This window comes from Acidihalobacter sp. (genome assembly GCF_037381185.1).
Taxonomy (GTDB): domain Bacteria; phylum Pseudomonadota; class Gammaproteobacteria; order DSM-5130; family Acidihalobacteraceae; genus Acidihalobacter_A.
Genome location: NZ_JARRQY010000002.1, coordinates 80,592 through 106,041 on the forward strand (window position 1 = coordinate 80,592; position 25,450 = coordinate 106,041).

At 65.8% G+C, this 25,450-nt stretch carries 22 protein-coding genes; 14 read left to right on the forward strand and 8 right to left on the reverse strand.

What is annotated here, in order from left to right; genetic code table 11:
* Positions 1-284: 284 nt before the first annotated feature.
* The 9 genes from glnE (at position 285) to P8014_RS01055 (ending at position 10,982) form a co-directional block, all read left to right on the forward strand.
* Positions 285-3,179 carry a bifunctional [glutamate--ammonia ligase]-adenylyl-L-tyrosine phosphorylase/[glutamate--ammonia-ligase] adenylyltransferase gene (gene glnE / locus P8014_RS01015; protein WP_337815444.1) on the forward strand — a complete coding sequence of 965 codons (2,895 nt, stop codon included), beginning with the start codon at positions 285-287 and terminating at the stop codon, positions 3,177-3,179.
* A 29-nt stretch (positions 3,180-3,208) separates the two neighbouring features.
* Positions 3,209-4,129, forward strand: coding sequence for a branched-chain amino acid transaminase (locus P8014_RS01020; RefSeq protein WP_337815445.1), 921 nt, complete (start codon positions 3,209-3,211; stop codon positions 4,127-4,129).
* 139 nt (positions 4,130-4,268) lie between these two features.
* Entirely contained in the window at positions 4,269-4,502 is a 234-nt protein-coding gene (locus P8014_RS01025) for a zinc-finger domain-containing protein (protein WP_337815446.1), read from the forward strand.
* An 18-nt stretch (positions 4,503-4,520) separates the two neighbouring features.
* Positions 4,521-5,549 carry a lipopolysaccharide heptosyltransferase II gene (gene waaF, locus P8014_RS01030; RefSeq protein ID WP_337815447.1) on the forward strand — a complete coding sequence of 343 codons (1,029 nt, stop codon included), beginning with the start codon at positions 4,521-4,523 and terminating at the stop codon, positions 5,547-5,549.
* Positions 5,550-5,592: 43 nt separating this feature from the next.
* Entirely contained in the window at positions 5,593-6,636 is a 1,044-nt protein-coding gene (gene waaC / locus P8014_RS01035) for a lipopolysaccharide heptosyltransferase I (protein WP_337815448.1), read from the forward strand.
* The gene (locus P8014_RS01040; protein ID WP_337815449.1) at positions 6,626-7,402 is read left to right on the forward strand and encodes a glycosyltransferase family 2 protein; all 777 of its coding nucleotides are present in this window, start codon (positions 6,626-6,628) and stop codon (positions 7,400-7,402) included. The genes waaC and P8014_RS01040 overlap by 11 nt, the downstream gene beginning before the upstream one ends.
* On the forward strand, positions 7,399-8,763 hold the full coding sequence (locus P8014_RS01045; protein WP_337815450.1) for a hypothetical protein: 1,365 nt from the start codon (positions 7,399-7,401) through the stop codon (positions 8,761-8,763). Before P8014_RS01040 ends, P8014_RS01045 begins: the two co-directional genes overlap by 4 nt.
* On the forward strand, positions 8,760-9,821 hold the full coding sequence (locus tag P8014_RS01050) for a glycosyltransferase family 9 protein (RefSeq protein WP_337815451.1): 1,062 nt from the start codon (positions 8,760-8,762) through the stop codon (positions 9,819-9,821). The genes P8014_RS01045 and P8014_RS01050 overlap by 4 nt, the downstream gene beginning before the upstream one ends.
* Positions 9,822-9,869: 48 nt before the next feature.
* Entirely contained in the window at positions 9,870-10,982 is a 1,113-nt protein-coding gene (locus P8014_RS01055; RefSeq protein WP_337815452.1) for a glycosyltransferase family 4 protein, read from the forward strand.
* A gap of 6 nt (positions 10,983-10,988) precedes the next feature.
* On the opposite strand, the gene P8014_RS01060 is transcribed toward P8014_RS01055, so the two are convergent.
* From P8014_RS01060 to lpxL, 8 genes are read right to left on the reverse strand one after another with little or no spacing between them, the layout of a single operon-like run.
* On the reverse strand, positions 10,989-12,032 hold the full coding sequence (locus tag P8014_RS01060) for a glycosyltransferase family 9 protein (protein ID WP_337815453.1): 1,044 nt from the start codon (positions 12,030-12,032) through the stop codon (positions 10,989-10,991).
* Positions 12,029-13,099 (reverse strand): glycosyltransferase family 4 protein, encoded by a 1,071-nt coding sequence (locus P8014_RS01065; RefSeq protein WP_337815454.1) that lies wholly within the window; start codon positions 13,097-13,099, stop codon positions 12,029-12,031. Before P8014_RS01065 ends, P8014_RS01060 begins: the two co-directional genes overlap by 4 nt.
* A gap of 57 nt (positions 13,100-13,156) precedes the next feature.
* Positions 13,157-14,275 carry a glycosyltransferase gene (locus P8014_RS01070; RefSeq protein WP_337815455.1) on the reverse strand — a complete coding sequence of 373 codons (1,119 nt, stop codon included), beginning with the start codon at positions 14,273-14,275 and terminating at the stop codon, positions 13,157-13,159.
* A 6-nt stretch (positions 14,276-14,281) separates the two neighbouring features.
* Complete coding sequence (locus P8014_RS01075; protein WP_337815456.1) at positions 14,282-15,394, reverse strand: glycosyltransferase family 9 protein; 1,113 nt, start codon at positions 15,392-15,394, stop codon at positions 14,282-14,284.
* A gap of 10 nt (positions 15,395-15,404) precedes the next feature.
* A complete protein-coding gene (locus P8014_RS01080) occupies positions 15,405-16,226 on the reverse strand; it encodes a polysaccharide deacetylase family protein (protein ID WP_337815457.1) in 822 nt (273 codons plus the stop codon).
* On the reverse strand, positions 16,223-17,317 hold the full coding sequence (locus tag P8014_RS01085; RefSeq protein WP_337815458.1) for a glycosyltransferase: 1,095 nt from the start codon (positions 17,315-17,317) through the stop codon (positions 16,223-16,225). The genes P8014_RS01080 and P8014_RS01085 overlap by 4 nt, the downstream gene beginning before the upstream one ends.
* Positions 17,314-18,417, reverse strand: coding sequence for a putative lipopolysaccharide heptosyltransferase III (gene rfaQ, locus P8014_RS01090; protein WP_337815459.1), 1,104 nt, complete (start codon positions 18,415-18,417; stop codon positions 17,314-17,316). The genes P8014_RS01085 and rfaQ overlap by 4 nt, the downstream gene beginning before the upstream one ends.
* Positions 18,417-19,337 (reverse strand): LpxL/LpxP family Kdo(2)-lipid IV(A) lauroyl/palmitoleoyl acyltransferase, encoded by a 921-nt coding sequence (gene lpxL, locus P8014_RS01095; RefSeq protein ID WP_337815460.1) that lies wholly within the window; start codon positions 19,335-19,337, stop codon positions 18,417-18,419. The genes rfaQ and lpxL overlap by 1 nt, the downstream gene beginning before the upstream one ends.
* A 115-nt stretch (positions 19,338-19,452) precedes the next feature.
* Between lpxL and hldE the strand changes: the two genes are divergently transcribed.
* From hldE to fabB, 5 genes are all read left to right on the forward strand, one after another.
* Positions 19,453-20,895, forward strand: coding sequence for a bifunctional D-glycero-beta-D-manno-heptose-7-phosphate kinase/D-glycero-beta-D-manno-heptose 1-phosphate adenylyltransferase HldE (gene hldE, locus P8014_RS01100; RefSeq protein WP_337815467.1), 1,443 nt, complete (start codon positions 19,453-19,455; stop codon positions 20,893-20,895).
* A complete protein-coding gene (gene rfaD / locus P8014_RS01105; RefSeq protein ID WP_337815461.1) occupies positions 20,892-21,830 on the forward strand; it encodes an ADP-glyceromanno-heptose 6-epimerase in 939 nt (312 codons plus the stop codon). Before hldE ends, rfaD begins: the two co-directional genes overlap by 4 nt.
* Positions 21,831-21,873: 43 nt before the next feature.
* The gene (waaA, locus tag P8014_RS01110; protein WP_337815462.1) at positions 21,874-23,145 is read left to right on the forward strand and encodes a lipid IV(A) 3-deoxy-D-manno-octulosonic acid transferase; all 1,272 of its coding nucleotides are present in this window, start codon (positions 21,874-21,876) and stop codon (positions 23,143-23,145) included.
* Between the two features lie 185 nt (positions 23,146-23,330).
* On the forward strand, positions 23,331-23,846 hold the full coding sequence (gene fabA, locus P8014_RS01115; RefSeq protein ID WP_337815463.1) for a 3-hydroxyacyl-[acyl-carrier-protein] dehydratase FabA: 516 nt from the start codon (positions 23,331-23,333) through the stop codon (positions 23,844-23,846).
* A 5-nt stretch (positions 23,847-23,851) separates the two neighbouring features.
* Complete coding sequence (fabB, locus tag P8014_RS01120) at positions 23,852-25,075, forward strand: beta-ketoacyl-ACP synthase I (RefSeq protein ID WP_337815464.1); 1,224 nt, start codon at positions 23,852-23,854, stop codon at positions 25,073-25,075.
* The last annotated feature ends 375 nt before the right edge of the window (positions 25,076-25,450 follow it).

The window sequence follows — 25,450 nt, forward strand, 5'->3', positions numbered from 1 at the left end:
GTATGATTATCAGTGCAAATTGCATCGTTGCGTATTTGACCCCGGACATTGTTCGGGGTTTTTTTATTCTGCGTGCCTTGTCGGCCAGTTTGGGTTTTTCGTTCACTACCTCGCCGCGAGTTTTCGATCCGACCGTACGGTATGGGTAAGTGGACACGGTAGGTGGGCTGCTGCGTTGCGCACTCGCCACCAGACCATCTGCGATGCATCTTTCCCCGCGTTGTAGGGGAGGGCTGCTGTCATGTGCTTGTGCGTTATCTGTCGGCCAAGTAGGCTCGACGTCCATGTCATTACCCCAGTCTTTCGTTCAGCTCGTCGAGCGCATGCCCGCTACACTGCAGCGGGAATTCGAACGGCGCTGGGCTGTCTATACGGAAAGCCTAGCGGAGTCGGGGTTGTCGCTGCCGTCAGCGCTTCCCGACGCATTGCCCGACGTCTGGGCGGTGAGCGAGTTTGTCTTCGAAACCTGCCGACGCTATCCGGAACAATTCGACGCCTTGTCGCGTTCCGGGCGCCTGTCGCGCGCTGCTCGGCGCGAGGATCTGGATGCCGCGGTTGGTCAGGCGCTTGCGCAGCATGCCGACGAACCCGCTTTCATGCAGGCCTTGCGTCGCGTGCGGCGAGTCGAACTGACGCGCATCGCCTGGCGTGATTTGGCCGGCGAGGCCGGGGTGGACGAGGTGCTGGCGGAGCTTACCTGGCTGGCCGAAGTGTGCATCGAGCGCGCCTTGCGTTTTGCGGAGACTCAACTCGAAGAACGCCATGGCGCGCCGCGAACGGCCGATGGCCAGCGCATGCGGTTCTGCGTGCTCGGATTGGGCAAGCTGGGCGGTGGCGAGCTGAATTTCTCCTCGGATGTCGATCTGATCTTTGCCTACGCCGACGGCGGCGAGACCGACGGTCCGCGTCCGTTGGACCATCAGCAGTACTTCGTCCGCCTGGGCCAGCGCCTGATCAAGCTGCTCGCGGAGCTGACCGCCGACGGCTTCGTCTACCGCGTGGACATGCGCTTGCGGCCCTTCGGCGATGCGGGTCCGCTGGCGATGAGCTTTGCCGCGACCGAGGACTACTACCAGACGCACGGCCGTGAATGGGAGCGTTATGCCCTGATCAAGTCGCGCGTGGTGGCCGGCGATGTGGAGGGCGGCGATCGGCTGATCGAGGCACTGCAACCGTTCGTCTACCGGCGCTACCTGGACTACGGAGTGTTTCAGGCGCTGCGGGAAATGAAGGCGCTGATCAACCAGGAAGCCGAGCGCAAGGGGCGTGTGAACAACGTCAAGCTGTCGCCGGGGGGAATCCGCGAGGTGGAGTTCATCGGTCAGGCCTTCCAACTGATCCGAGGCGGACGTGACAGGGGCTTGCAGTTGCGCGGCATTCGCGAGGTGTTGCGCTGTCTGGTTGAGCGCGGATTGTTGCCGCCGTGGGCGGAGGTCCAATTGCAGGAGGCCTATGCTTTCCTGCGCCGAGTGGAAAACCGGCTGCAGATGGCCGCCGACCAGCAGACGCACGCCCTGCCCACCGATGAGCCCGGGCGGCAGCGCCTTGCATGGTCGATGGGGCGGGGCGACTGGGATGCTTTTAAAACGGTGCTGACCGGACAGATGCGCCGGGTGCATGAGCAGTTCGAACAGATATTTGCGGCGCCGCAGGCCGACGAGGACGAACGCGACCGCGGCGAACAGCGCTTTACGCGCTTGTGGACGCACGGCAAGAGTGAAGATCTGGCCGACCTGCTGGAGGGGATGGGGTACGTGCAGCCGGAAACGGCCGCACGGAAGCTGGTCGAATTGCTCGACAGCACGATCTGTCGTGCGCTGACCGAAACCGGCCGTGAGCGCCTGGATCGGCTGATGCCGTTGCTGGTTCAGGCCGCTGCCGGTCAGGATAGTCCGAACGTCGTGCTGGAGCGCGTACTTGGCGTCATTCAGGCGATCGCGCGGCGCTCGGTTTATCTGGCGCTGCTGGTGGAAAGCCCGCTGGCGCTGTCCCAGCTGATCAAACTGTGTGCCGCGAGTCCCTGGATAACGCGCCAACTGGCGCGGCTGCCGCTATTGCTCGACGAGTTGCTGGATCCGCGTAGCCTGTACGCCCCGCCGGACCGGACCGGGTTGTCGCGCGAACTGGAGCTTGCCCTGCGCGATACGGTCCCTGACGATTTGGAAAAGCTGATGGACCAGCTGCGCCACTTCAAGGAGGCGCAGGTACTCAAGGTGGCGGCGGCCGACGTCATGGGCGTGTTGCCGCTGATGCGCGTCAGCGATCAGCTGACCTGGATCGCCGAGACGATTCTGGAGCGGGTGCTTGATGTGGCGCGCGCCCAGCTCGTCGCGCGCCACGGCGAACCGCGCCTGCAGGATGGACACGCGGCCGGTTTCGGGGTCGTCGGCTATGGCAAGCTCGGTGGCATCGAGTTGGGCTACGGCTCCGATCTCGACGTGGTGTTTCTGTACGAGAGCGATGGGGGCGCGATGGGCACGGACGGCGAGCGTCCGTTGGATGGCGCGCTGTTTTTCGCCCGCCTCGCACAGCGCGTCGTGCACATGCTCACCGCCTATACTGCGGCCGGCACGCTGTACGAGGTGGACATGCGCTTGCGTCCCAGTGGCGCTTCGGGGCTGCTGGTCAGTTCGCTGCGGGCGTTCTCCGCATATCAGTTCGAGCAGGCCTGGACCTGGGAACATCAGGCGCTGGTGCGCGCGCGCTTCATTGCGGGCGCGCCGGAGGTGGCGGCGGCGTTTCAGTCGGTGCGCGAGCAGACACTCGCGCGAAACCGCGAACGCGACGATCTGCGCCGCGAGGTGCGCGAGATGCGCGAGAGGATGTGGCGCGAGTTGGGTGGTGCCGATCCGCAGCGCTTCGATCTGAAAAAGGATCCGGGCGGTATCGCGGACATCGAGTTTCTGGTGCAGTATTATGTGCTCGCGCACGCGCACGACCATCCGGAACTGCTGCGTTATACGGACAATATCCGCATCCTCGAGGGGCTTTCCGCTGTCGGTCTGGTCGACGCCGACGACGCCCGCTTTCTCACGGATGCCTTCCGCACGCTTCGCGATCGCATTCACGCGTTGACCCTTCAGGCCGAGCCGGCCGTGGTCGACGCAGGCGAGTATGCGGCGCTGCGCGCCGAGGTGGGCCGTATCTGGCGCGCCTGCTTCGGAACCGGGCAAGACTGACTTTTGAGACAAACTGTGGAGAACGGACGATGGTGATGGATGACCGTGACGGTCTGATTTGGCTGGATGGGGAGATGGTGCCGTGGCGCGAGGCCAAGGTGCACGTGTTGACCCATACCCTGCACTACGGCATGGGCGTGTTCGAGGGCGTACGTGCTTATGAGACCGATCGCGGCGCGGCGATTTTCCGGCTCGACGAGCATACCAGGCGTCTGTACAACTCGGCCAAGATCCTCGATATGAAGATCCCCTTCGAGTACGACGCGGTGCGCCAGGCGCAACTCGACGTGGTGCGCGAGAACAAGCTGGCCAGCGCCTACATCCGTCCGATGTGCTTCTACGGCTCCGAGAGCATGGGTCTGCACGCCGACAACCTGAAGGTGCACTGCATGGTCGCCGCCTGGGAGTGGGGCTCGTACCTCGGCAAGGAAAACATGGAGCGCGGCATCCGCGTGAAGGTGTCCTCCTTCTCGCGCCACCACGTCAACGTCACCATGTGCCGCGCCAAGTCCAACGGCAGTTACATGAACTCGATGCTGGCGGTCAAGGACGCCACGGCCTGTGGCTACGACGAAGCCCTGCTGCTCGATACAGAGGGCTATGTCGCCGAGGGTAGCGGCGAGAACGTGTTCATCGTGCACGACGGCGTGCTCTACACCCCGGATCTGACTTCCGCGCTGGACGGCATCACCCGCCGCACGGTCTTCATGCTGGCCGAGGAGCTGGGCATCCCGATGCGCGAGAAACGCATCACCCGCGACGAGGTCTACATCGCCGACGAGGCCTTCTTCACGGGCACCGCCGCCGAGGTCACGCCGATCCGCGAAGTGGACGGCCGGGCGATCGGTTCCGGCAGCCGCGGGCCGATCACCGAGAAGCTGCAGTCGCGCTATTTCGATCTGGTGCACGGACGTCTCGACGCCCACCAGGACTGGCTGGCCCACGTCTGATCCTGCCTGTGCCCGGAGCCTGTTAGCTCCGGGCCGCATGTATCCTCGCTCCCAATGCAGTACACTAGCGGGCCTGCGGCCCTAGACTTCGCTGTAGTACAACAACTCGGCCGCGAGCGTTGGCTTATCGAGGTTGCCCATGTCCAATCCGCAGAGTGCGGTTCAGCCGAACCAAAATCCCTCTCCGCCGGCCTCCAGCGTGGAAATCGCCGCCGCCGACCTGCCGTTGCACTGCCCGATGCTCGGCAGTCCGCTATGGAACTCACACCCGCGGGTGTTTCTGCCGATCGACGAGGCGCCGCAGGCAGCGGACGGCTCACGGCGCATGCGTTGTCCTTATTGCGGCACGGAGTACGTGCTGCGTGAGGCATAAGGCGCGGGCCCATCGGCCGTGAGTCCCGCTGGCGATAGATGCCTGATCGTCGGTCCCTCCTGGGTCGGCGACATGATCATGGCGCAGAGCCTGTTCATTCGTCTGCGCGAACGCGGCCTGGAGATCGACGTCCTGGCGCCGGCCTGGACCGAACCGCTGCTCGCGCGCATGCCCGAGGTGCGCGATGCGGTGAACATGCCGGTCGGCCACGGTGAGCTGGGTCTCGGCCGCCGGCTCCGCGTCGCCCGCGATTTGCGCAGCCGCGGCTACGGCTGCGCCATCGTGCTGCCCAATTCACTGAAATCCGCCTTGATCCCGTGGCTTGCCGGCATTCCGCGTCGCACCGGTTTCCGCGGCGAATACCGTTACGGGCTGCTCAACGAACTGCGCCGTCTCGACAAGCGACAGCTGCCGCGCACGGTGCAGCGCTTCGTCGCCCTGGGCCTGCCGCGCGGCAAGTCTCCGGAGCTGGAGGACTGCCCGCGGCCGCGGCTGCGTGTCGAACCCTCGGCCGGCCGCGCCGCGCGCGAACGGCTTGGACTGTCGATCGACAGGCCGGTGCTGGCGCTGTGCCCCGGTGCCGAGTTCGGGCCTTCCAAACGTTGGCCGCCGGCACATTTCGCCGCGGTGGCGCGCCGCTACCGCACGCTGGGCTGGCAGACCTGGGTATTCGGTTCGCAGCGCGATTTCGAGGCGGCCGAGGCCGTATGCCAGGATGCGGGGCCGGACTGTTTCAACCTGGCCGGCCAAACTTCGCTCGGTGAAGTCATCGATCTGATGGCGCAGGCCAGCGCAGTGGTCAGCAACGATTCCGGGCTGATGCACATGGCCGCCGCGCTCGACCGGCCGCTGGTCGCGGTATACGGTTCCTCCGACCCGGGCTTCACGCCGCCGTTGTCGCCGTATGCGCGCATCGAACGCCTGGACCTGGCATGCAGCCCGTGCTTCCAGCGCGAATGTCCCCTCAAGCATCTTGATTGCCTGCACGGCCTGCATCCCGACCGGGTCATTCGGGCGCTGGACGGCCTGCTGGAGGAAGCCGCGTGAGGAACCCGCTGAAGATACGGTTCCCCGCTGTCCTCGCCTCCTGATGCGCCTGTTGCTGATAAAAATGTCCTCGCTCGGCGACGTCATTCACGTGCTGACAGCGGTGAGCGATGCGAGCCGGATCGTGCCGGGGCTGCGCGTGGACTGGGTGGTGGAGGAAGGTCTGGCCGAAATCCCAGCCTGGCATCCGGCGGTCGAGCGGGTGATCCCCATCGGCTTGCGCCGCTGGCGGCGGAACTGGCGGGCGACGCGCGGCGAGCGCCGGGCGTTCAGGGAGCGTGTACGGGAACGCCGCTACGATCTCGTGCTCGATGCCCAGGGGCTGATCAAGAGTGCCTTGGTGGCCCGCCTGGCGCGAGGTCCGCGCTGGGGGCTGGATCGGCGTTCGGCGCGCGAGCCGCTCGCCGCGCTGGCCTACGGCCATCGCGTGGCGGTAGCCAGGGATCAGCATGCGGTGCCGCGGCTGCGGCAGTTGTTCGCAGCCGCCCTGGGCTACGAGCCGCCAGGTACCGATGCCGATTACGGTATCGATCGCGAGCGTCTGCCTGCCACGGCGTACGAGGCGGATCTGGTTTTCCTGCACGGCACGACCTGGATGACCAAACACTGGCCCGAGGAGTACTGGCAGGCGCTGGCGGCGCGTGCGGCCCAGGCCGGTCGGCGGGTGTTGCTGCCGTGGGGCAGCGATGCGGAGCGAGAGCGTGCCGAACGCATTGCCGCGGCCGCGCCGCAAGCGGTCGAGGTATTGCCGCGGCTGGGGCTGGGCGAACTGGCCGGTGTGCTGGGGCGGGTGCGTGCAGTGGTCGGCGTGGACACCGGTCTGGCGCATCTGGCGGCCGCGCTTGGCGTGCCCTCGGTGACGCTCTACGGACCCACGCGTCCGGATCGCACCGGCACATACGGTCCCGGGCAGGTGCACTTGTCCGCCGAGTTCGCCTGTGCGCCCTGCATGAGCCGCACTTGTACGTACCGCGGCTCGGCGGACGTGGAACCCGCCTGCTTCGGTACGCTTCCGTCGGAGCGGGTGTGGGGGGAAATCGAAGCGGTGCTGACGACTCACGATGGGGAGGCCGCGCATGGCGCGTGAAGCGGTTTCAGCCGTATTGGTGACGCTCAACGAGGCCCTCCGACTGGAGGCTTGCCTGAAGAGCCTGGGTTTTGCCGACGAGGTGCTGGTGGTCGATTCCGGCAGTACGGACGACACCGTGGCGATTGCCGAGCGCTGCGGCGCGCGCGTGATCCATCAGCCCTGGCTGGGCTACGGCCCGCAGAAGCATTTCGCGGTGGAGCAGGCTGCGCACGACTGGGTGCTGTGCGTGGACGCCGACGAGCGCGTCAGCCCCGAGTTGCGGGCGAGCATCGAAGAAGCGTTGACGCATGACCGCGCCAAGGCCTGCCGCCTGACGCGCCGCAATCGCTTCCTCGGACGCTGGCTGCGCCACGGCGAGGGTTATCCCGACTATATCGTGCGTATGTTCCACCGTGCGCACGCGCAATGGAGCGACGACGCCGTGCACGAAACCGTGCTCACCGACGACACGCCGCTGATCACGCTGCACGGCGAGCTGCTGCACGAGTCCGAGGACGGCGTGTGCGACTACGCGCTCAAGCAGGTGCGCTATGCGCGTCTGCAGGCCGGGCGCCTGCGTGCGGCCAGCAAGCACTCTTCGGTACTCAAGGTGGTGGGCAGTCCGCTTGCCCGATTCATCAAGTTCTATATCATTCGCCTCGGTTTCCTCGACGGGCTGCCCGGCTTCGCGCACATCGCGCTGGGCTGTCTCGCGTCTTTTCTCAAGCATCTGGAGCTGGCCCGCCCGACGGGCCGTTCCGGCAAAAAGGACCTTACCCCGTGACCTTGGCCCATTCCCCGGCTCGTTCCCCGTTTTTCGTCTGGTCAGGACTCTTTCTGCTGACTGCGCTGATGACGGTGTGGCCGTTGCAGCACAGCATCGCGCTGCGCTATCTGCTGCTGGGCCTCGCCTTGATCTGGAGTGCGACCGGCTGGCTTGCCTACGGCTCGAAGCGCGAGGCCGGCCGTCTGCCCTGGCTCGCATTGTTGGCTTTGCTGCTGCTCACCGCGTGGATGTATCTGGGAGCCTTCGGTTGGGCGTTGGACCGCACGAAGACGCTCAGCGAGATCGGCGGGCAGTGGCTGGTGCCGCTGTCGAGCTTTGCCATCGGCCTGGGCGCCGCCTACCTGCTGCCGGATCATCGACGCCTGCTGGCGCGCCTGTTGTTCATCGTACTGGCAGTGAACGTCTGGGCCCTGGTGGGGCTCGATTTGGTGCACTGGCTTCAGCACGGCAGCCTGATGCGCCGCTACGGCGGTCTGGAGTCGGCCAATATCTTCGTCAACAACGACAGCATGGACAAGGCCAACTACCTGACCAACATGTATTTTGCCTTTCTGCTGGCCGAACTGGTGTTGCGGCGGGCCGGGCGGCGCGGTGTGGTCGGTCTGGGCTACGCGGCCATAGCGGTTTTGTTCGCCGTAGGCTTGGTGGCCTCCTACATCCAGGACATGCGCAACGGCACTGTGGCATTGGCGCTGATGGTCCTGCTGACGGCGGCCCTGCTGATTTCCGTGGCGCCGCGCGAACGCCGTGGCCGGGAGCTGGCCGTGGCCGCGGCGGTGCTGCTGCTCGGCGTGGCATTCGTCGGCTATATCGTTTCGCATCAGCCGCGCTGGCGTTCGCTGGCGGCGACGCTGCCGATCGCGCTGGATACGCAGCACAACCGCGAATGGCTTACCGGCGGGTTGCCGAAGTTTCCGGACGGCGCCACGGTGGACGAATCGAACTATCAGCGCATCGCCTGGGCCAAGGAGGCGCTGCACGTGCTCGCGGTCTATCCCTTGGGTGTTGGCTTCCAGCGCCAGGCCTTCGGCTACGGCGTCGATGCGATCTATCACACAGACGTCGGGCGCGGAAAGCACAGCCACAGCGGCATCCTCGACTTTGCCGACGGCGTGGGTATCCCGGGGCTGTTGTTGTGGGTCGTGTTCGTGGTCAGCGTCTGGATCAGCGCCTTGCTGGCGTTCAGGAAGCGCACTGTCGCGCCGGCTGCGGTGGTGTTGTTGATCGTCTTCGACTATAGCGCGCGCAGTGTCGTCGACAGCATTTTGCGTGACCACATGTGGCAGCAGTTCATGTTCCTCACCGGTTTTTTCGCGTGCTGGAGCGTGATCGAGGCGAAGCGTGGAGAGGACGCATGAGCGGGAAGACGCCGCGTATCCTGGTTATCCGCCGCGACAACATCGGCGATCTCGTTTGTACCCTGCCGCTGATCGCCGCGTTGCGCCAGCGCTTCCCGGACGCTTATCTCGCAGCCCTGGTCAACAGCTACAACCGCGATGTCCTGCAGGGCAATCCCGACCTCGACGAGGTCTTCGCCTACACCAAGGCCAAGCACCGCGAGCCGGGCGAAACCGTACTCGGCGTACACTGGCGCCGGCTGATGCTGTTCCGCCATCTGCGCAAGCTGCGCTTCGACTATGTCGTGCTCGGCGGCGCGCATTTCCTGCCGCGTGCGCTGCAGCTGGCCCGCCCGCTGGGCGCGAAGCACATCGTCGGCTTCACCGAGCCGGACCGCCGCGGCGTGGAGCACGTTGATACGGGTGTGCCTTACGGTAGCGGCGATGGTCTGCACGAGGTCGAGGATATTTTTCGGCTTGCCGCGCCCTTCGGCATCGAAGGCGAGGCCCCGCCGGCCCGCGTGGTGCCCGATGAAGGCTTGCGCCAGACATTTTTCGCGCAACTGCCGCCCGATTTCGCCGGTCACCTTCTGGTCGGTCTGCACGTCAGCGCCCGCAAGCCGTCCAACCGCTGGCCTGCGGAGCGTTTCATCGAACTCGCCCGCCGTCTCCACGAAAGGCATGGGGCGCGCTTCCTGCTGTTCTGGTCGCCGGGCGCCGCCGACGACCGCTTCCATCCCGGCGACGACGACAAGGCACAGGCCATTGCGGAGGCACTGGGGCCCGAGCTGCTGCATCCGTTGCGCACCACGCGGCTCGGCGAGCTGATCGCCGGCCTGTCGCTATGCGATGCAGTGGTGTGTAGCGACGGTGGTGCCATGCATATCGCCGCGGCGCTGGAAAAGCCCATCGTCTGCCTGTTCGGCGGCACCGATCCAGTTCGCTGGCATCCGTGGCGGGTACCCCACGTCCTGCTGCAGGAGCCGAGCCGGGACGTGTCGAATATTGACATAAATAAATTGTCCGGGGCCTTTGACGCTCTGATGGAACGGACGTCCGGCGACCTGGAAAAAACATGACATTCGACGCCACGGGATTGGCTTTCGTTGTCACCGCTTGGAGGGGCAATGAAGATTTTGCTGATCACCAACGAGGTAAGTACCCGTAACGGCTGGGCAACCGTGGCGCTGGCGTTAGCCGAAGGATTGTCGGAAAGCCATCGGGTCACGGTTCTCTCGGAGCGTGGCGACGAGGCCAATCCTGGGCTTGATCTAATCAGTTCCATGGGGCTCAGGACGCCCTTGGCGCTCAGGCGCGACACGCTGGAAATAGAGCGGCGTCTGGGAAACGAAGATTTTGACGTCATCCTGTGCGCGGTCGAGACACATCTGCCATTGGCCGCCCGGCTCAAACGCTGTTTGCGGGTGAGCCGCCTGGTGCTGCTTGGGCACGGCACTTACATCTATTACCCTTTTGTATGCGGCGCCTGGTGTCGCTTCAACCGCTGGACGGCCCGTGCGGTGGACTGTCTGGTCGTGCCGAGCCGTTTTACTGCCGAGAAGGTGCGCACCTGGTATCGCGGTGCGCTCGAGGTCATTCCCTGGGGCGTGGACAGCAAGGCGTATCGCCCGATAATGGGGTGCAAGAAGGAAGCGGCCTTTCTGTTCGTCGGGGCACAGAAGCCGCGTAAGGGCGTTGATGATCTGCTCAAGGGCTTCGCGCGGTTGGCGGGCGAGCATCCTGAGGCCCGTCTGTATCTGGTTGGCCAGATGAACGAATGCTACGAACGGCGTCTCGTCGAACTGGGCATCGATTCGCAGGTGATCCGCACGGGCATCGTGTCGCATGACGAACTGCTCGAATACTACAGCCGCTGCCTCTGCCACGTGCTCCCTTCGGTCAATACGGAGAACGCCTTCGAGGGTTTCGGGCTGGTGCACCTGGAAGCGAACGCTTGCGGTATCCCTTCCATCGGTGCCTTGGGAACGGCGAACGAAGAGATTATCGAGGATGGCGTGAGTGGCCTGCTCTGCAGCCCTAACGATCCGGATTCTGTTTACCGTTGCATGAAGCGGATCATAAGCGACGAAACCACGACTCGACGCATGTTCGCGAAGTCGCGCCGGCACGCCGGCGGCTATACCTGGCGTCGGGTGATCGAAACACTGGAATCGAAGGTGCTAGGTGCGGACGCGGTACCCGGCAGGGCATGCGAGCAGCCGCGTGCGAGTGTTGTCTGATTGGAACTAACGCGCGGCGGGCTGCGCCAGCGTACGCCGGATCGAGTCGATGGCGAATGCCGGAGTCAGTTCGCCCATGCAGGGCTTGCCGGGTACCGGACAGTCCTTGAGTCCGTCGAGAAAGCAGGGCGCGCAATTCGGCAATTGGTTCTGGATGATGGCCACGGTGTTCGGATAAGACGTCATCTCGCGATAGGAAAAGCCCGAGTAGACGACGAAGGACGGCGGTTCGAAGGCGCCGGCGATGTGGTTGTACAGCCCCTCGATCGCCAGCGTGAAACGGGCGTTGGCGATCAGGTAGAAGAGTTCGCGCAGCGTGGTCTTGCCGCGCAGATCGATCACGCCGTCGAGTAGCGGTTCGTCCGGCGCCCCGGGTTGCACCCAGACGACGTCGGGGAAGGCATCGATCAGCGTCTGAAAGTTCTCCAGTCCCCATTCCTTCTTCGTGGTCACGCTGGTTTTGCCGGTCGGTTTGATCACCGCGTAGGACGGCGGCAAGGCAAGTGCGCGGCCCAGCCGTTCGCGTTCCTCGTCGTCGAAGGCGATCTCGGTACGCAGGGTGCGGTACTGCAGGCCCGGAATGTGGCGCGAGTTGGTGACGATGGAGTGTTCGCGATGACTGAGCAGGTAGCCTTCCAGGTCACGCATCTGCGGGTGGTACTTCGCGATATGCGAGCCGTGCAGGATGTCGAGGCCGCTCTTGATCAGCGTCTTCTCCAGCCTGTTCATCTTTTCGTAGGAGCGGCAGAACAGCACGTGCGGGTTGTGCAGGAAGATGTCGTCGTTCTGCTTGACGTAGACGATGACGCGACAGCCGAGGTCCTCGGCAATGCAACGCACCACGCCGGTCATCACCACGGTGTCGCCGATCGCGCTGCCGTGCAGCCGGTAGAGCACGAACAGCTTCCGGCGCCGCAGCCAGGCGTTGACGCCCAGGACCAGCGGATAGCCGACGTAGCGCAGCACCAGCAGCAGGTTGTCCTTGATCACCCGTTTGAACCAGCGGGTCAGCTTCTTGCGCGCGGCGGTGAAGCGGTTCACTGTCGTCACGTCCGCCCCGCGGCCAATGCGAGTGCTTCGTCGTAGAAGCCTTCCAAGCGTGCGGCGACCACGTCGGGGGTGTAACTCTCGGCCACGCGCCGCGCTGCCGTGCGCAATTGGTCGGTACGCTCGTCGCCGTCGCTGATCATGTCCAAAGCCGATTGCAATGCTGAGGTCAGGCTTTCGACGTCGCCGGGCTCGGTCAGGATGGCGTAGTCGGGGCCGAGCATTTCCGCGAAGCCGCCGTCGTTGCTGGCGACCAGCAGCTTGCCCAGATACAGCGACTCCAGCGCCATCAGCGCGAAGGGTTCCTTGCGTGAGGGCATGGCGATGATGTCCGCTTGCTGCATCTCGTGGATGAAGCGCGTGTAGGGGATCAAGCCTAGCACCTCGACGTTGTCCTGCCCTGGCGCGTAGCCCTCGAGTTTGGGGCCGCAGATCTTGATCACGCAATCACCCTTGAGCCGGCGAATCGCCTGAACGAACTCCGGGAAACCCTTGCGTTCGACTTGTCCGCCGCCGAACAGGATTACCGGCCGTGGATTGTCGGGGTTGGCCGGCGCATGTTGGAGCAAGGCATCGGACAAGGGGTTGTGCAGAACCTCGAAGGGCTTTTGCGTGCCGCTTACGTCGACGATGTGCCGGCGTGTGGCATCGCTGACGGCCAGTAGCAGATCGGCCGTCTCGGGTACGCAGGGCGTGGCGAAATTGCGGTGGTAGTGGACCACGACGGCTGGCCGGTAGCTCAGCCGGGCCACCAGTCGGTCGACTAGTTCTTGGCGGTTGTGCACGTGCAGCACATCGGGCCGCTCTTCCTCGATGATCGGTACCAGACTGTCGAAGGTGAAGGCGTGCAGGCCGAGCAGCTTGTTCAGCAGTCGGTTCTTGAACGCGGATTCGGCAAAGCTGCGCACCGCCAGGCCGTCGACTTCTTCGCGAGTGTTGCGCTCGCCCTTGCAGGCGATGGCCGGCTTGTAGCGGGTCTGGTGGCGGGCAAAGGTAAGCACCAGCTTCTCGACGCTGCCGGCGGTGTTTCCGACGTGGCCCCAGAAGTGGACCTGCAGGGATTTCTTCATGGCGAGGCAGTATACAGGCAGTATACAGGCAGGGTTCAGGCAGGGTTCAGGCAGGGTTCAGGCAGGGTCGCGGCCCGAAGCGGTGAAAAACTGCAGGAGTCCGGCGGCCATGCGGGCGTAGTCGCGCAGCTCGCGCACACGCTCGCGACCGCGCTGTCCCATGGCGTCCAGCTGCGGGCGCGGACAGTGGGCTGCGCGTGTCACCGCCTCGGCGATGGCGCTGGCGTCGAAATCCGCGAAGAAGGCGCTGTCCCCGTCGAACAGGGCGCGGTGATCGCCCAGTTCGGAGAGCACGGCCGGCAGGCCGGCTGCGTAGTATTCCAGCGTCTTGGTCGGCGACGAGCCGAGATAGAGCTTTTCCGGCGGAATCAGGCTCACCCCGACGTCGGCCGCTGCAATGTGTCGCATGAGCTCTGCGCGCGGGACCGGATCGTGGAACACGAAGCGCGGATCGCCCTCCAGTCCGAGGTTGCGACGGGTCGCTTCCGATGCGGGTGTATACAGATGCAGCTCGAAGTCGCCGCTGGCGCGCCGAAAGCCCTCCAGCACGGTGTCCATGCGCCGGAGGCGGTCGATGGTCCCGGCATAGACGAAACGGATCGGACCTTGCCGCTCGGGGCGGGCGGCGGCTTCCGGGAAGGCGGAGAAGTCGAAGCCCATCGGCAGCGGGTGGGTCGGCACCTTCAGTTGGGGAAAGAACAGCTCGCGATGGGTCGCTGTGATCGGCAGATAGGCGTCGCAGGCCGCCAGCAGGCGGCTTTCCGTACGGTGGCGCCAGCGGTATTCGAGCGCCTTGCGCAGGCGTGCGCGGCCGGTCCGTTCGGCCTCGAAGCGGCGTCGGTAGGCGTGCGGGAAGGAATCCCAGAACGCCACGCGATAGCCGTGCCGGATGCGCCCGGCGAGTATCGCGCGCAACGCGGGAAACAGGTTGCGCACCACGACGATGTCGTAAGCCGAGAGCTCGGCAACGTCGCCGAGCGCTTGCAGCAGGCCGCTGCGGCGGCAGCGGTGCGGCAGGATCAGGCGACTGTCGTCCGTGCGTTCTGCATGTGCGATATCGCGGTCGAAATAGACGCGTTCCACGGTGGCGACGCGTTGCAGGTGGCGCCCGAAGATCGCTTCGATGGCGGAGTGATCGCTGCCGCGGTACTGGTCGGTTACGAGCAGGATGTGCATGCCGTCTCAGTCTGCCGTGTGACGGTCGAGTGTGGTTTCCACCGCGGCGCGGACCTCGTCCACGTCGATGCGTGCCATGGGCTCGACCAGTTTTCTGGCCTCGGCGTCCCAGGGTTTGACGATGAGGGTGTGGCGGTCCAGGTCGTAGATCGGCCCGGCGCCGGCGGGATCGGAAGCTCCGAACAGGCATACGGTCGGGGTGCGTACGGCGACGGCTACGTGCATGGTGCCGGTGTCGCCGGTGACCAGCACCTTCATGTGGCTGATCAGCGCCGGCAGGGCTTCGATGTCCAGCTCGCCGGCCAGCGAGACGGCGGCCGGGCCGATGTCGCGGGCGATGCCGGCGCAAAGTTCTCGCTCGGCCGGCGAGCCGGTCAGCACGATGCGCGTGCCGGGCCGGTGTTCGGTCAGCGTGCGGCCGAGCTCCGCGAAGCGGGTCGCAGGCCATGCGCGGCGGCGGCTGGAGGCGCCTGCCTGAAAGCCGACCAAGGGGGTGTCGACGGCGATATCCTTAGTTTGCAGCGCATCGAGTACGGACGCGCGCTGCGCATCATCGATGTCCAGATGCATGCGCGGGTCGTCGCTCTCGGCCCCGGCCAATTGCGCCACGGCGAGGCGTTGACGCAGGCCGTGGCCTATCTGCGGCCATCCGAGGACGAGCTCGCGATTGGAGAGCAGGAAGCGGTAGCGGCTCAGGTTGGGCAGCTTGAAGATGAAGGGAATGCCGGCCAGGTAGAGCAGCGGCGTCATCTGCGGCTCGTTGCCGTGGAACACGGCGGCGACATCGAAGCGGCGTCGACGCAGTTCGCGCAGCGTCGGTAGAAAGCGATCATAGCGACCGGCGTAGAACAGTCGCTCGTCTATGTCCTGGCTGTGTGCCAGCAGGCGTCCGTTGATCGGATGCAGCAGCGCGGTGATGTGCGCCCGCGGGTAACGCCGGCGCAGCGCGCGAATGCCGGCGGTGCTCATCACCGTGTCGCCCAGCGCGGTGGTGGACACCAGCAGCAGTCTGCGGACCGTCGCGGGGTCGAAGTCCGTGGCATCGCGTGCGCGGCGATCGAGTCGCTGGGCGATGCGCAGCAGGCCGTAGAGCAGTGCGGTGCCGGGTTGAAGGCGCATGCCGTGGCGGTCAGCGCCCGCGCAGCGCTAGGTAGGTCCGCCCGAGGCGCGGCGAACGGTAGGTGAACAGCTGGCGGGCCAGCCAGCCCGCAGGTCGTTCCTTGGTATCGATGCGCTTGATGTGCAGCGGATCGTCGCCGGGGAGATTCAATCCGCGTTCGACGGTGTATTGGGCATCGAAGCCGAATTCGCGGGCCAGGGTCTGGTAGCCGGTATCGTAATGTCCCCAGGGCCAGCACAGGTGGCGGCTTTCCCGGCCCAGACGCTGCCGGAGAGTGTCGCGCGACTGGGCGAGGTCATGGCGCAGCGCGTCGAGGCGGGTCGAGGCATTGGCGTGCAGTTCGTCCCAGCGCACGTGGGTATGCGTGTGCGAGTGGAACTCGATGGTGCCGTCGGACTCCATCAGCTCGATTTCGGACCAGCGCAGCATGGCGTCGTCGGCACGGTCCTCGGCGATGGCCTGCTTGCAGGCCTTGTGCGAGGGCAGGTCGGGCAGGTCCTCGTTGCCGTCGGCGTTCGGGCGGACAGGGCCGTCGCCGATCCAGCCGGTGACCAGGAACACCACGGCATGCAGGCCGAACCGCTTGAGGGTCGGATAGGCGTGTACGTAGTTGTCCAGATAGCCGTCGTCGAAGGTGACGAGCACGCTCTTGTGCGGTACGTCGACGCGGCCCTGCATCCAGGCCAGGAAGCGGTCGGCGGTGAGCGTGGTGTAGCCGGCGCGGGCCAGGCGCTCCATATGAGCGGCGAAGGTCTGCGGCTTGACCGTCACCAGCCCCGGTCGCGGGGCGACGTGGTGGTACATGAGCACGGGCACGGCCTTGGCGTTCATGCGCGGGATTCCAGCAGTTCGTCGTAGAGGGCTTCGATGCGCTTCACCATGAGGCGCTGATCGTAGAGTTCGTGTACGCGCCTCAGGCCCGCCGCGGACAGGCGTTCGCGCAGCTCGGGCTCGGCGGCCAGGCGCTGCAGCGAGGTGGCCAGGCAGTCGACGTCGCCGACCGGGCAGAGCAGGCCGGCGTTCTCGCCGGTGGCCTCCGGGATTCCGCCGACGCGGCTGGCCAGCACCGGCGTGCCCATAGCCAAGGCCTCGAGAATCGCGGTGCCCAGGGCTTCGAGCGTCGACGGCAGCACGAACACGTCCAGCGCCTTGAGGATGTCCGGGGCGTCGCGGCGGGTGCCGGGCATGGTCACGGCGTCCTGCAGACCGAGTTCGCGGACCTGGGTTTCGATGTTGTTCCAGCCCGGTCCGTCGCCGACGATGAGCAGGCGGGCTGCAGGGTTCTGTGCGTGCAGGCGGGCGAAGGCTTCGATCAGGAAACGATGGCCCTTGGCATGGCGCAGCACGGAGACGATGCCGACCAGGAAGGCCTGCTGCGGGATGCCGAGTTCGGCGCGCACGTCGGTCAGGTCCGCGCGTGTCGGATCGAAGCGCGTCAGGTCGACGCCGGTCGGGATGTTGACCACCCGGGCGGCCGGTACGCCTTCGCCGATCAGGTACTGGCGCACGTCCTCGCTGACGCCGATCACGCGGTCGGCCAGACGGCGGTAGACGAACGGCCCGCCGATAGGCGTGCGCAGGTGGCGGGTGCGCACTACCGGCACGCGCGCCAGCCGTCCTGCGAAGCCCGCGATCCAGGCGTCGCGCGAGCTGTGGGTGTGGATCAGGTCGACCCGCTCGCGGAGAAGGATGCCGAGCAGGCGGCTTATGGCGACCGGGTCGACGGAGTTGCGCATGCGCAGGGTATAGGTCGGAATGCCGAGTTCCTGCGCCACGGGGATCGACTTACCGCCGGGCGAGCAGACGTAAATGGGGCGAAAACGCTCGCGGTCGAGCAGTTCCATTTCGCGCAGGATGCGCCGTTCCTGGCCGCCGAGGTCGGTGGCGGCTTCGGTGTGCAGGATGGTGAGCGGTCGGCTCATGCGGTAGTGGTCTCGGCGAGTGCCTGATCGAGGATGGCGATGACGTCTGTGGCTTCGGTACGTTCCAGGCAGTCCGAGCGCTTGCTGCCGCCGCAGCCGTCCTGGCCGCAGGGCACGCAGGGCCAGCTCTGCTGGATCACGCGGTGTGCGCCGGCCGATTGTAACCCGCTCACCTGCGGATAGGGGTTGTCGTTCCCGCGCCAGCCGTTCGGCCATGGGCCCCAGTCGAATACCCCCGAGGGGCCGAAAATCGCCACCACCGGGGTGCCGACTGCTGCGGCCATGTGCATGGGCGCGGTGTCGACGCCGAAGAACAGTGCGGCGAGGCGGGACAGGGCCGCTGTCTGTTTGAGCGTCAGGCGTCCGCCGAGGTCGAAGGGGCTATGTCGGCAGAGTGCGAGGATGGCGTCCAGTTTGGCGCGTTCGCGGGCGTCAGGGCCGCAGCTCAACGCGACCTGGACGCCATGCTCGATCAGGTGGTCGATCGTCGCCGCCATGCCGGTGTCGGTCCAGCACTTGAAGAACCAGCGCGAGGTCGGGTGGACCTGTACCAGCGGGCGGGTGGGGTCATAGCCCTGCGCGTCGAGCAGGCGGCGAACGGCGTCGAGGTCGGCCGCGTCGACGTGCAGGTCGACCGAAACCGGGATGTCGGCCGCCTCGGGCTGCCCGAGGTCGAGGTTGCGCAGAACCGTGTGGCGGCGCCCTTCGCGCGGACGAACGGTTTCGTTGAGCAGACGCAAGCGCCAGGGCTTGTCCTTGCCCGGGGTGAACGGCCCGCGCCGGCGTGGCGCGCCGCTCAGGAAGGCGGCGATGGCGCCGCGGTCGCCCTCGGTGGTGTTGATCGCCAGGTCGAACTTTCTGGCGCGCAGGCCACGGTAGAAGGCGAGTTCCCGGCGCAGATGGGCGAACCGGCTTTCGCCCTTGGCGCGAGGCGGATAGACCAGTACCTCGTCTAGCTGCGGGTGGCCTTCGAGCATCGCCTCGGTGCCGCTCTTGACCAGTGTGCTGACGCGGTGGCCGGCGGCGTGCAGCACGCTGACCAGCGGCGCGGTGAGCAGCACGTCGCCGATGTTGCGGAACTTGATGAGCAGGATGTTCATCAGTAGAAACGCGGGCCGTCGTCCGGTCGGTCCTTGAAACGCCGGTGGGTCCAGAAGTATTGCTCCGGCGCCTGGCGCACCCAGTCCTCGATGATGCGGTTGATGCGTTCGGCGTCGGTTTCCGGAGTCGGTCCGGGGAAGTTGTCCAGAGCGGGGCTGATGATCTGCTCGTAGCGTCCGTCGGGCAGGCGCCTCGTGAAGAAGGGCACTACCACGGCGCCGGTCATCGAGGCCAGGCGCGTGGTGGCGGTATTGGTGGCCGCGGGAATACCGAAGAAAGGCGCGAATACGCTGCCTTTGTGGCCGAAGTTCTGGTCGGAGGCGTACCACACGGCCTCGCCGCGCTTGAGCGCACGAAGCATGGCACGGATGTCCTCGCGCGGGATGGGCGTGCCGAACTGGCGTTCACGGTTGCTGCGCACCATGCGCTCCATCACCGGGTGCTCGCTGGGGCGATACAGTGCCTTGAGCGGCAATCCGTCGGCACACAGGGCCAGGAGGCGACCGCCGATCTCAAGCGTGGTGAAATGGGCCGAGAGCAGGATGACGCCTTTGCCGCGCTCGAGCGCCTTGTGCAGGTGTTCCAGGCCATGCGCCGTGACCAGGCGGCGCAGTCGTTGGTTCGTTCCCCACCAGCCGAAGCCGAGTTCGAACAGGCCGATGCCGAAGGCCTCGAAATGACGTCGAACCAGCGCCGCGCGCTCGGCCTCGCCGAGTTCGGGAAAGCACAGGTCGACGTTGATGCGGGCAATGCTTGCGCGCCGCCGGCCGAACAGGCGGAACAGTCGGCCGATAAGTCGGCCGAGGATACGCTGCACCGGCATCGGCAGCAGCGTAGCCGCCCGCAGCATGCCGAAGGCTGCCCAGATCGGCCAGTGGCGGGGGCGCAGCGATGGGTTCACGGTTGAAGGTGCACGCATGACAAACGAATGATTGTACGTAGCACCGCATGGGCTGGACAAGCGCGGTGCGCAGAAGGGGCTAAGCTTCCTATGATATGATGCGCGCCGCCATATGGCCTCGTACCGCTTTGAAATGAGTCTGCCGATACCGAATTTCGACCGCGCCCGCGTCCTAGTGGTGGGTGACCTCATGCTGGACCGCTACTGGCACGGCGATACTTCGCGTATCTCGCCCGAGGCGCCGGTGCCGGTGGTGCGGGTCGGGCCTAGCGAGGAGCGTCCCGGCGGCGCCGCCAATGTCGCGCTGAACCTGGCGGCGCTGGGTGCGCGGCCGCACCTGCTCGGCCTGACCGGCCGCGACGAGGCGGCCGATACTCTCGAGCGCGTGCTCACCCAGGCCGGCGTGCAGTGCCATTTCCTGCGCCTCGGCAGTCATCCCACCATCACCAAGCTGCGCGTACTCAGCCGCCACCAGCAGCTGATCCGGCTCGATTTCGAGCAGGGCTTCCAGTCCGGCGACGCAGCGCCTCTGGCGCTGGACTACGCTGAACTGCTGGCCGATATCGACGTGGTGGTACTGTCCGACTATGGCAAGGGGACGCTCGCCGCCAGCCGCGAACTGATCGCGCTGGCCCGCAGTCAGGGCAAGCCCGTGGTGGTCGACCCCAAGGGCAGTGACTTCGAGCGCTACCGCGGCGCGACGGTGATCACGCCCAACCGCAAGGAATTCGAGGAAGTGGTCGGCCGCTGCACCAGCGAGCAGTCGCTGGTCGAGCGCGGCCACGCCCTGATCGAGCGCGAACTGCTCGACGCGCTGCTGGTCACGCGTAGCGAGGAGGGCATGACGCTACTGCGCGCCGGCGAGCAGCCGCTGACCCTGCCTACCCACGCGCGCGAAGTGTTCGACGTGACCGGCGCCGGCGACACCGTGGTCGCCGCCCTGGCCGGTGCGCTGGCCGCCGGGCAGAGCTGGGCACAGGCTGTGGCGCTGGCCAATCTGGCCGCCGGCATCGTGGTCGGCAAGCTGGGCACGGCCACCGCGACCACCGCCGAGCTGCGCCGCGCGCTGCGCGAACACGACGAACAGCCGAGCGGTGCGCTCACCGAGGACGCCCTGGCGCAGGTGGTCGAGGAGGTGCGCATCCACGGCGAGCGCATCGTCATGACCAACGGCTGCTTCGACATCCTGCACGCGGGGCATGTCGACTACCTCACCAAGGCCCGCCAGCTCGGCGACCGCCTCATCGTGGCGGTCAACAGCGACGAGTCCGTGTCGCGTCTCAAGGGCCCGACGCGTCCGATCAACACCCTGGCCCATCGCATGGCGGTGCTCGCCGGCCTGTCCGCGGTCGACTGGGTGGTGCCCTTCGAGGAGGACACCCCCGAACGCGTGATCGCCCGTCTGCTGCCCGACGTGTTGGTCAAGGGCGGGGACTACCGTGCCGAGGAGGTCGTCGGCTATGCCGACGTGACCGGCAACGGCGGCGAAGTCCGCATCATCGATTTCCGTTACGACTGCTCCACCAGCAAAATCGTCCAGGCCATCCAGCGGGACGATTCGGAGACACGCACATGATCATCGTTACCGGCGGCGCCGGTTTCATCGGCGCCAACATCGTGCAGGGCCTCAACGCCCGCGGCGAAACCGACATCCTGGTCGTCGACGACCTCAGCGACGGCACCAAGTTCGCCAACATCGCCGACCTGCAGATTGCGGACTACCTCGACAAGGACGATTTCCTCGCCCGCGTCGAGGCCGGCCAGGATTTCGGCGCCCGCGCCATTTTTCACGAAGGCGCCTGTTCGGCCACCACCGAGTGGGACGGCCGCTACATGATGCGCAACAACTACGAATACTCGAAGTCGTTGCTGCACTACTGCCTGGAGCGCGGCGCGCAGTACCTCTACGCCTCCTCGGCTTCTGTGTACGGCGCCGGCCCCGTGTTCACCGAGGGCCTGGAGCACGAGAAGCCGCTCAACGTCTACGGCTATTCCAAGTTCCAGTTCGACCAGTACGTGCGCCGCCTGCCCGCCGAGGCGCAGAGCCAGGTGGTGGGTTTCCGCTACTTCAACGTCTACGGCCCGCGCGAACAGCACAAGGGCTCGATGGCCAGCGTCGCCTTCCACTTCAACAACCAGATCAAGGCCGAGGGTCGCTGCCGCCTGTTCGAGGGCACCGACGGCTACGCCAACGGCGGGCAGAAACGCGATTTCGTCTACGTCGGCGACTGCGTGGCCGTCAACCTGTGGTTTCTCGACCATCCCGAGGTCTCCGGCATCTTCAACCTCGGCACCGGCCGTGCGCAGGAATTCAACGACGTGGCCAACGCGGTGGTGGCCTGGCACGGCAAGGGCGAACTCGAATACATTCCCTTCCCGGACCACCTCAAGGGCCGGTACCAGAGCTATACGCAGGCCGACATCGGCGCTCTGCGCGCGGCCGGCTACGATGCACCCTTCAGGACCGTCGAGGAAGGCACGCGCCTCTACCTCGACTGGCTGAACGGTTAGGCCGATCGATCCGGCGGAGCCGCCCGGCTCCGCGCGCCGCCTCATGCGTATCCTGTACACCTTGCTGCTCTACCTGTTCACGCCGGCCGTGCTGCTGCGCCTGTTGTGGCGCAGCAGGCGCAATCCGGGCTATCGCCACCGCATTCCCGAGCGTTTCGGCTTTTTCCGGACGCCGATGATGCGGCCACGCATCTGGGTACACGCCGTGTCCGTGGGCGAGACCATTGCCAGTGCGCCGCTGGTGCGCCGCCTGCAGGCCGAGCATCCGGATCACGCGCTGCTGGTGACCAGTACCACGCCGACCGGCTCGGCGCAGGTGCGGCGCCTGTTCGGCGACGCGGTCGAGCACGTCTACATGCCCTACGATCTGCCCGGTTCCGTGGCGCGTTTTCTGCGCCGCACCCGCCCGAGTCTGGCGCTGTGCATGGAAACCGAGATATGGCCGAACCTGTTCGCCGCCTGCGCGCGCCGTGAAGTGCCCGTGCTGATCGCCAATGCGCGCCTGTCGGAACGTTCGGCACGCGCCTACGGGCGTGTGGCCGGTCTGACCCGTGCCACGCTGGCGCGGGTGGCGGTGGTGGCCGCGCGCGATGCCACCGACGAACAGCGCTTCAAGACTCTGGGCGCACCGAACGTGATCGTGGCCGGCAACCTCAAGTACGACCTCGAGGTGCCCGCCGCAGTACGTGAGACGGGGCAGGCTCTGCGTGCCGCACTGGGTCGCGATCGGCCGGTGTGGATCGCCGCCAGCACCCATGCCGGCGAGGACGAAATCGTGCTCGAAGCGCACTGCCGGCTGCGCGAACGACTGCCCGGCGTGGCGCTGATCCTCGTACCGCGTCATCCCGAGCGCTTCGACGAGGCTGCCGGACGCTGTGCGGCCGCCGGTCTGCGCATGGTGCGCTGCAGCAGCGGCGAAATGCCGGAGGAGAACACCGACGTGCTGCTCGGTGACACCCTGGGTGAGCTGATGGGCTTGTACGCGGCGGCCGATGCGGCCTTCGTTGCCGGTAGCTTCGTTTCCGCCGGGGGCCACAATCCGCTTGAAGCGGCCGCGTTGGCGCTACCGGTGCTGACCGGACCGCAGTTGTTCAATTTCGAACACGTCTACACCGAGTTGTTCGCTGTGGGAGCGGCACGCAAGGTGGAGGGCGTCGCCGAACTCGCCGCTGCGCTGGAGGGTCTGCTGTCCGATTCGGCCTTGCGTGAGCGAATGGGCGCGGGCGGCGAAAAGGTTCTGGCGGCGCATCGCGGCGCGACCGCGCGTGTCGCTGAACTGGCTGCTATGGCCCTGCACGAGGCGTCCCGTGCGTAATCCGAAACGAATCGCAATGCGCGGAAACGTGAGTTCGCCGTCTTGCGATGGCAATATAGGCGCCCCCGCACGGGGCCGCGGTATGCTGGCCGGTGTCGACAGGCGCCGAACCGCCAATTCAGGGTGGCGAGAGATCGCTACAATTTGCGCAACGACATCGACGCCAGTGGCGTCTGGTAGGGTCTATGGAACGTAAGACGAGCTTTGCCCGCGAAGAACTTCTCAAGTGTGGTCACGGGGAGTTGTTCGGCCCCGGCAATGCGCAACTGCCGCTGCCGCCTATGCTGATGTTCGATCGCATTACGCACATCAGTGAAGACGGCGGCCCGCACGGCAAGGGCCAACTGATCGCCGAACTCGACATCACGCCCGAGCAGTGGTTCTTCGGTTGTCATTTCGAAGGTGATCCCGTCATGCCAGGCTGCCTCGGGCTGGACGCCATGTGGCAGCTCGTCGGTTTCTTTCTGGGCTGGAGCGGAGGGCCGGGGCGCGGCCGTGCGCTGGGCGCCGGGGAGGTCAAGTTCACCGGGCAGGTGACGCCGAGCTGCAAGCTTATTAGCTATGAAATCGACATCAAGCGCCTGGTCAAGCGCAAGCTGTACATGGGGGTTGCCGACGCGATCATGAGCGTCGACGGGCGCAGCATCTACGAGGCTCACGACTTGCGCGTCGGGCTGTTTACGTCCACAGAGGGGTTTTGAAGTTTATGTCCGCACGACGTGTCGTGGTGACGGGGCTGGGCGTCGTATCCAGTATCGGCAACAACGCCGGCGAGGTTCTGGCCGGGCTGCGCGAGGGGCGCTCCGGCATCGAGTTCTGCCCGGAATACGCTGAGCAGGGGTTGCGCTCGCAGGTACACGGTTCGCTCAAGGTCGATCTTGACGAACGGATCGATCGTAAGCAGCGGCGTTTCATGAGCGACGGGGCGGCTTACAATTACCTGGCCATGGCCGAGGCGGTGGCGCACGCCGGGTTGGAGGAATCCGAGGTTTCCAACGTGCGCACCGGCCTGGTAATGGGCTCGGGCGGCACCTCCACCGCCAATCTGCTGCTGGCCACCGATACGTTGCGCGAGAAGGGCGTGCGCCGCGTCGGTCCCTACATGGTTACTCGTACCATGTCCAACAGCAATTCCGCCTGTCTAGCCACGCCGTTCAAGATCAAAGGCGTGAGCTATTCGATCAGCTCAGCCTGTGCGACCAGCGCGCACTGCATCGGCCACGCGGCCGAACTGATCCAGATGGACAAGCAGGACATGGTGTTTGCCGGTGGCGGCGAGGAACTGCACTGGACCATGAGCCTGCTGTTCGACGCCATGGGCGCCCTATCCAGCAAGTACAACGACACGCCCGAGCTTGCCTCGCGTCCCTACGACGTCGCGCGCGACGGTTTCGTGATTTCCGGTGGGGGCGGTGTGCTGGTGATGGAAGAGCTGGAGCACGCCAAGGCGCGCGGCGCCAATATCCTTGCCGAACTCGTCGGTTACGGCGCCACCTCCGATGGCTACGACATGGTCGCCCCGTCCGGTGAGGGCGCGGTGCGCTGCATGCAGCAGGCCATGGCTACTGTCGACGGCCCGATCGACTATATCAACGCGCACGGTACCAGCACGCCGGCCGGGGACATTCCCGAACTCAGGGCCATGAAGGAGACTTTCGGCGACAGCATGCCGGCGGTTAGTTCGACCAAGTCGATTACCGGTCACGCGCTGGGCGCCGCCGGTGTCAACGAAGCGATCTACTCGCTGTTGATGATGCAGAACGACTTCATCGCCGCTTCGGCCAATATCACCGAACTCGACCCGGCGGCCGAGGGTATGCCCATCGTGCGTGAGCGTCGCGACGGTGTGCGGCTGGACCGCGTGATGTCGAACAGTTTCGGTTTCGGTGGCACTAACGGTTCGTTGGTGTTCCAGCGTTACGAAGGCTGAGTTCGTTTCCACCGGAATGAGTGAGGGCGCCGGCCCCGGAGGTGATCCGGGGGCGGCGTTTTTGTGTGTTCGTTTGGTGTGTGGGTCAGCGTTTGTGGTGGGCGAGGACGGCGTATTCGTTGATGGTAGTGGTGGATTTCGGGCGCGATTCGACGTTTGGGGCTCAGATCAATCGAGGTGACGCACCCGAGCCGATTTGTTCGACGCATCGCTGCGCCTCACCCCTTCGGGGCTGGCGCGAAAAATCGCTCCCGATGATTTTTTCTTTGAGTGCGCAAAGAAACCGGCGAAAGAAACGCACCCTCAAAGCACTCTGCTCCTGAGCCATTCGCGACTGTAGTGGACTGGTGTGCGTTCAGGGCAAGGCGCGGCGCG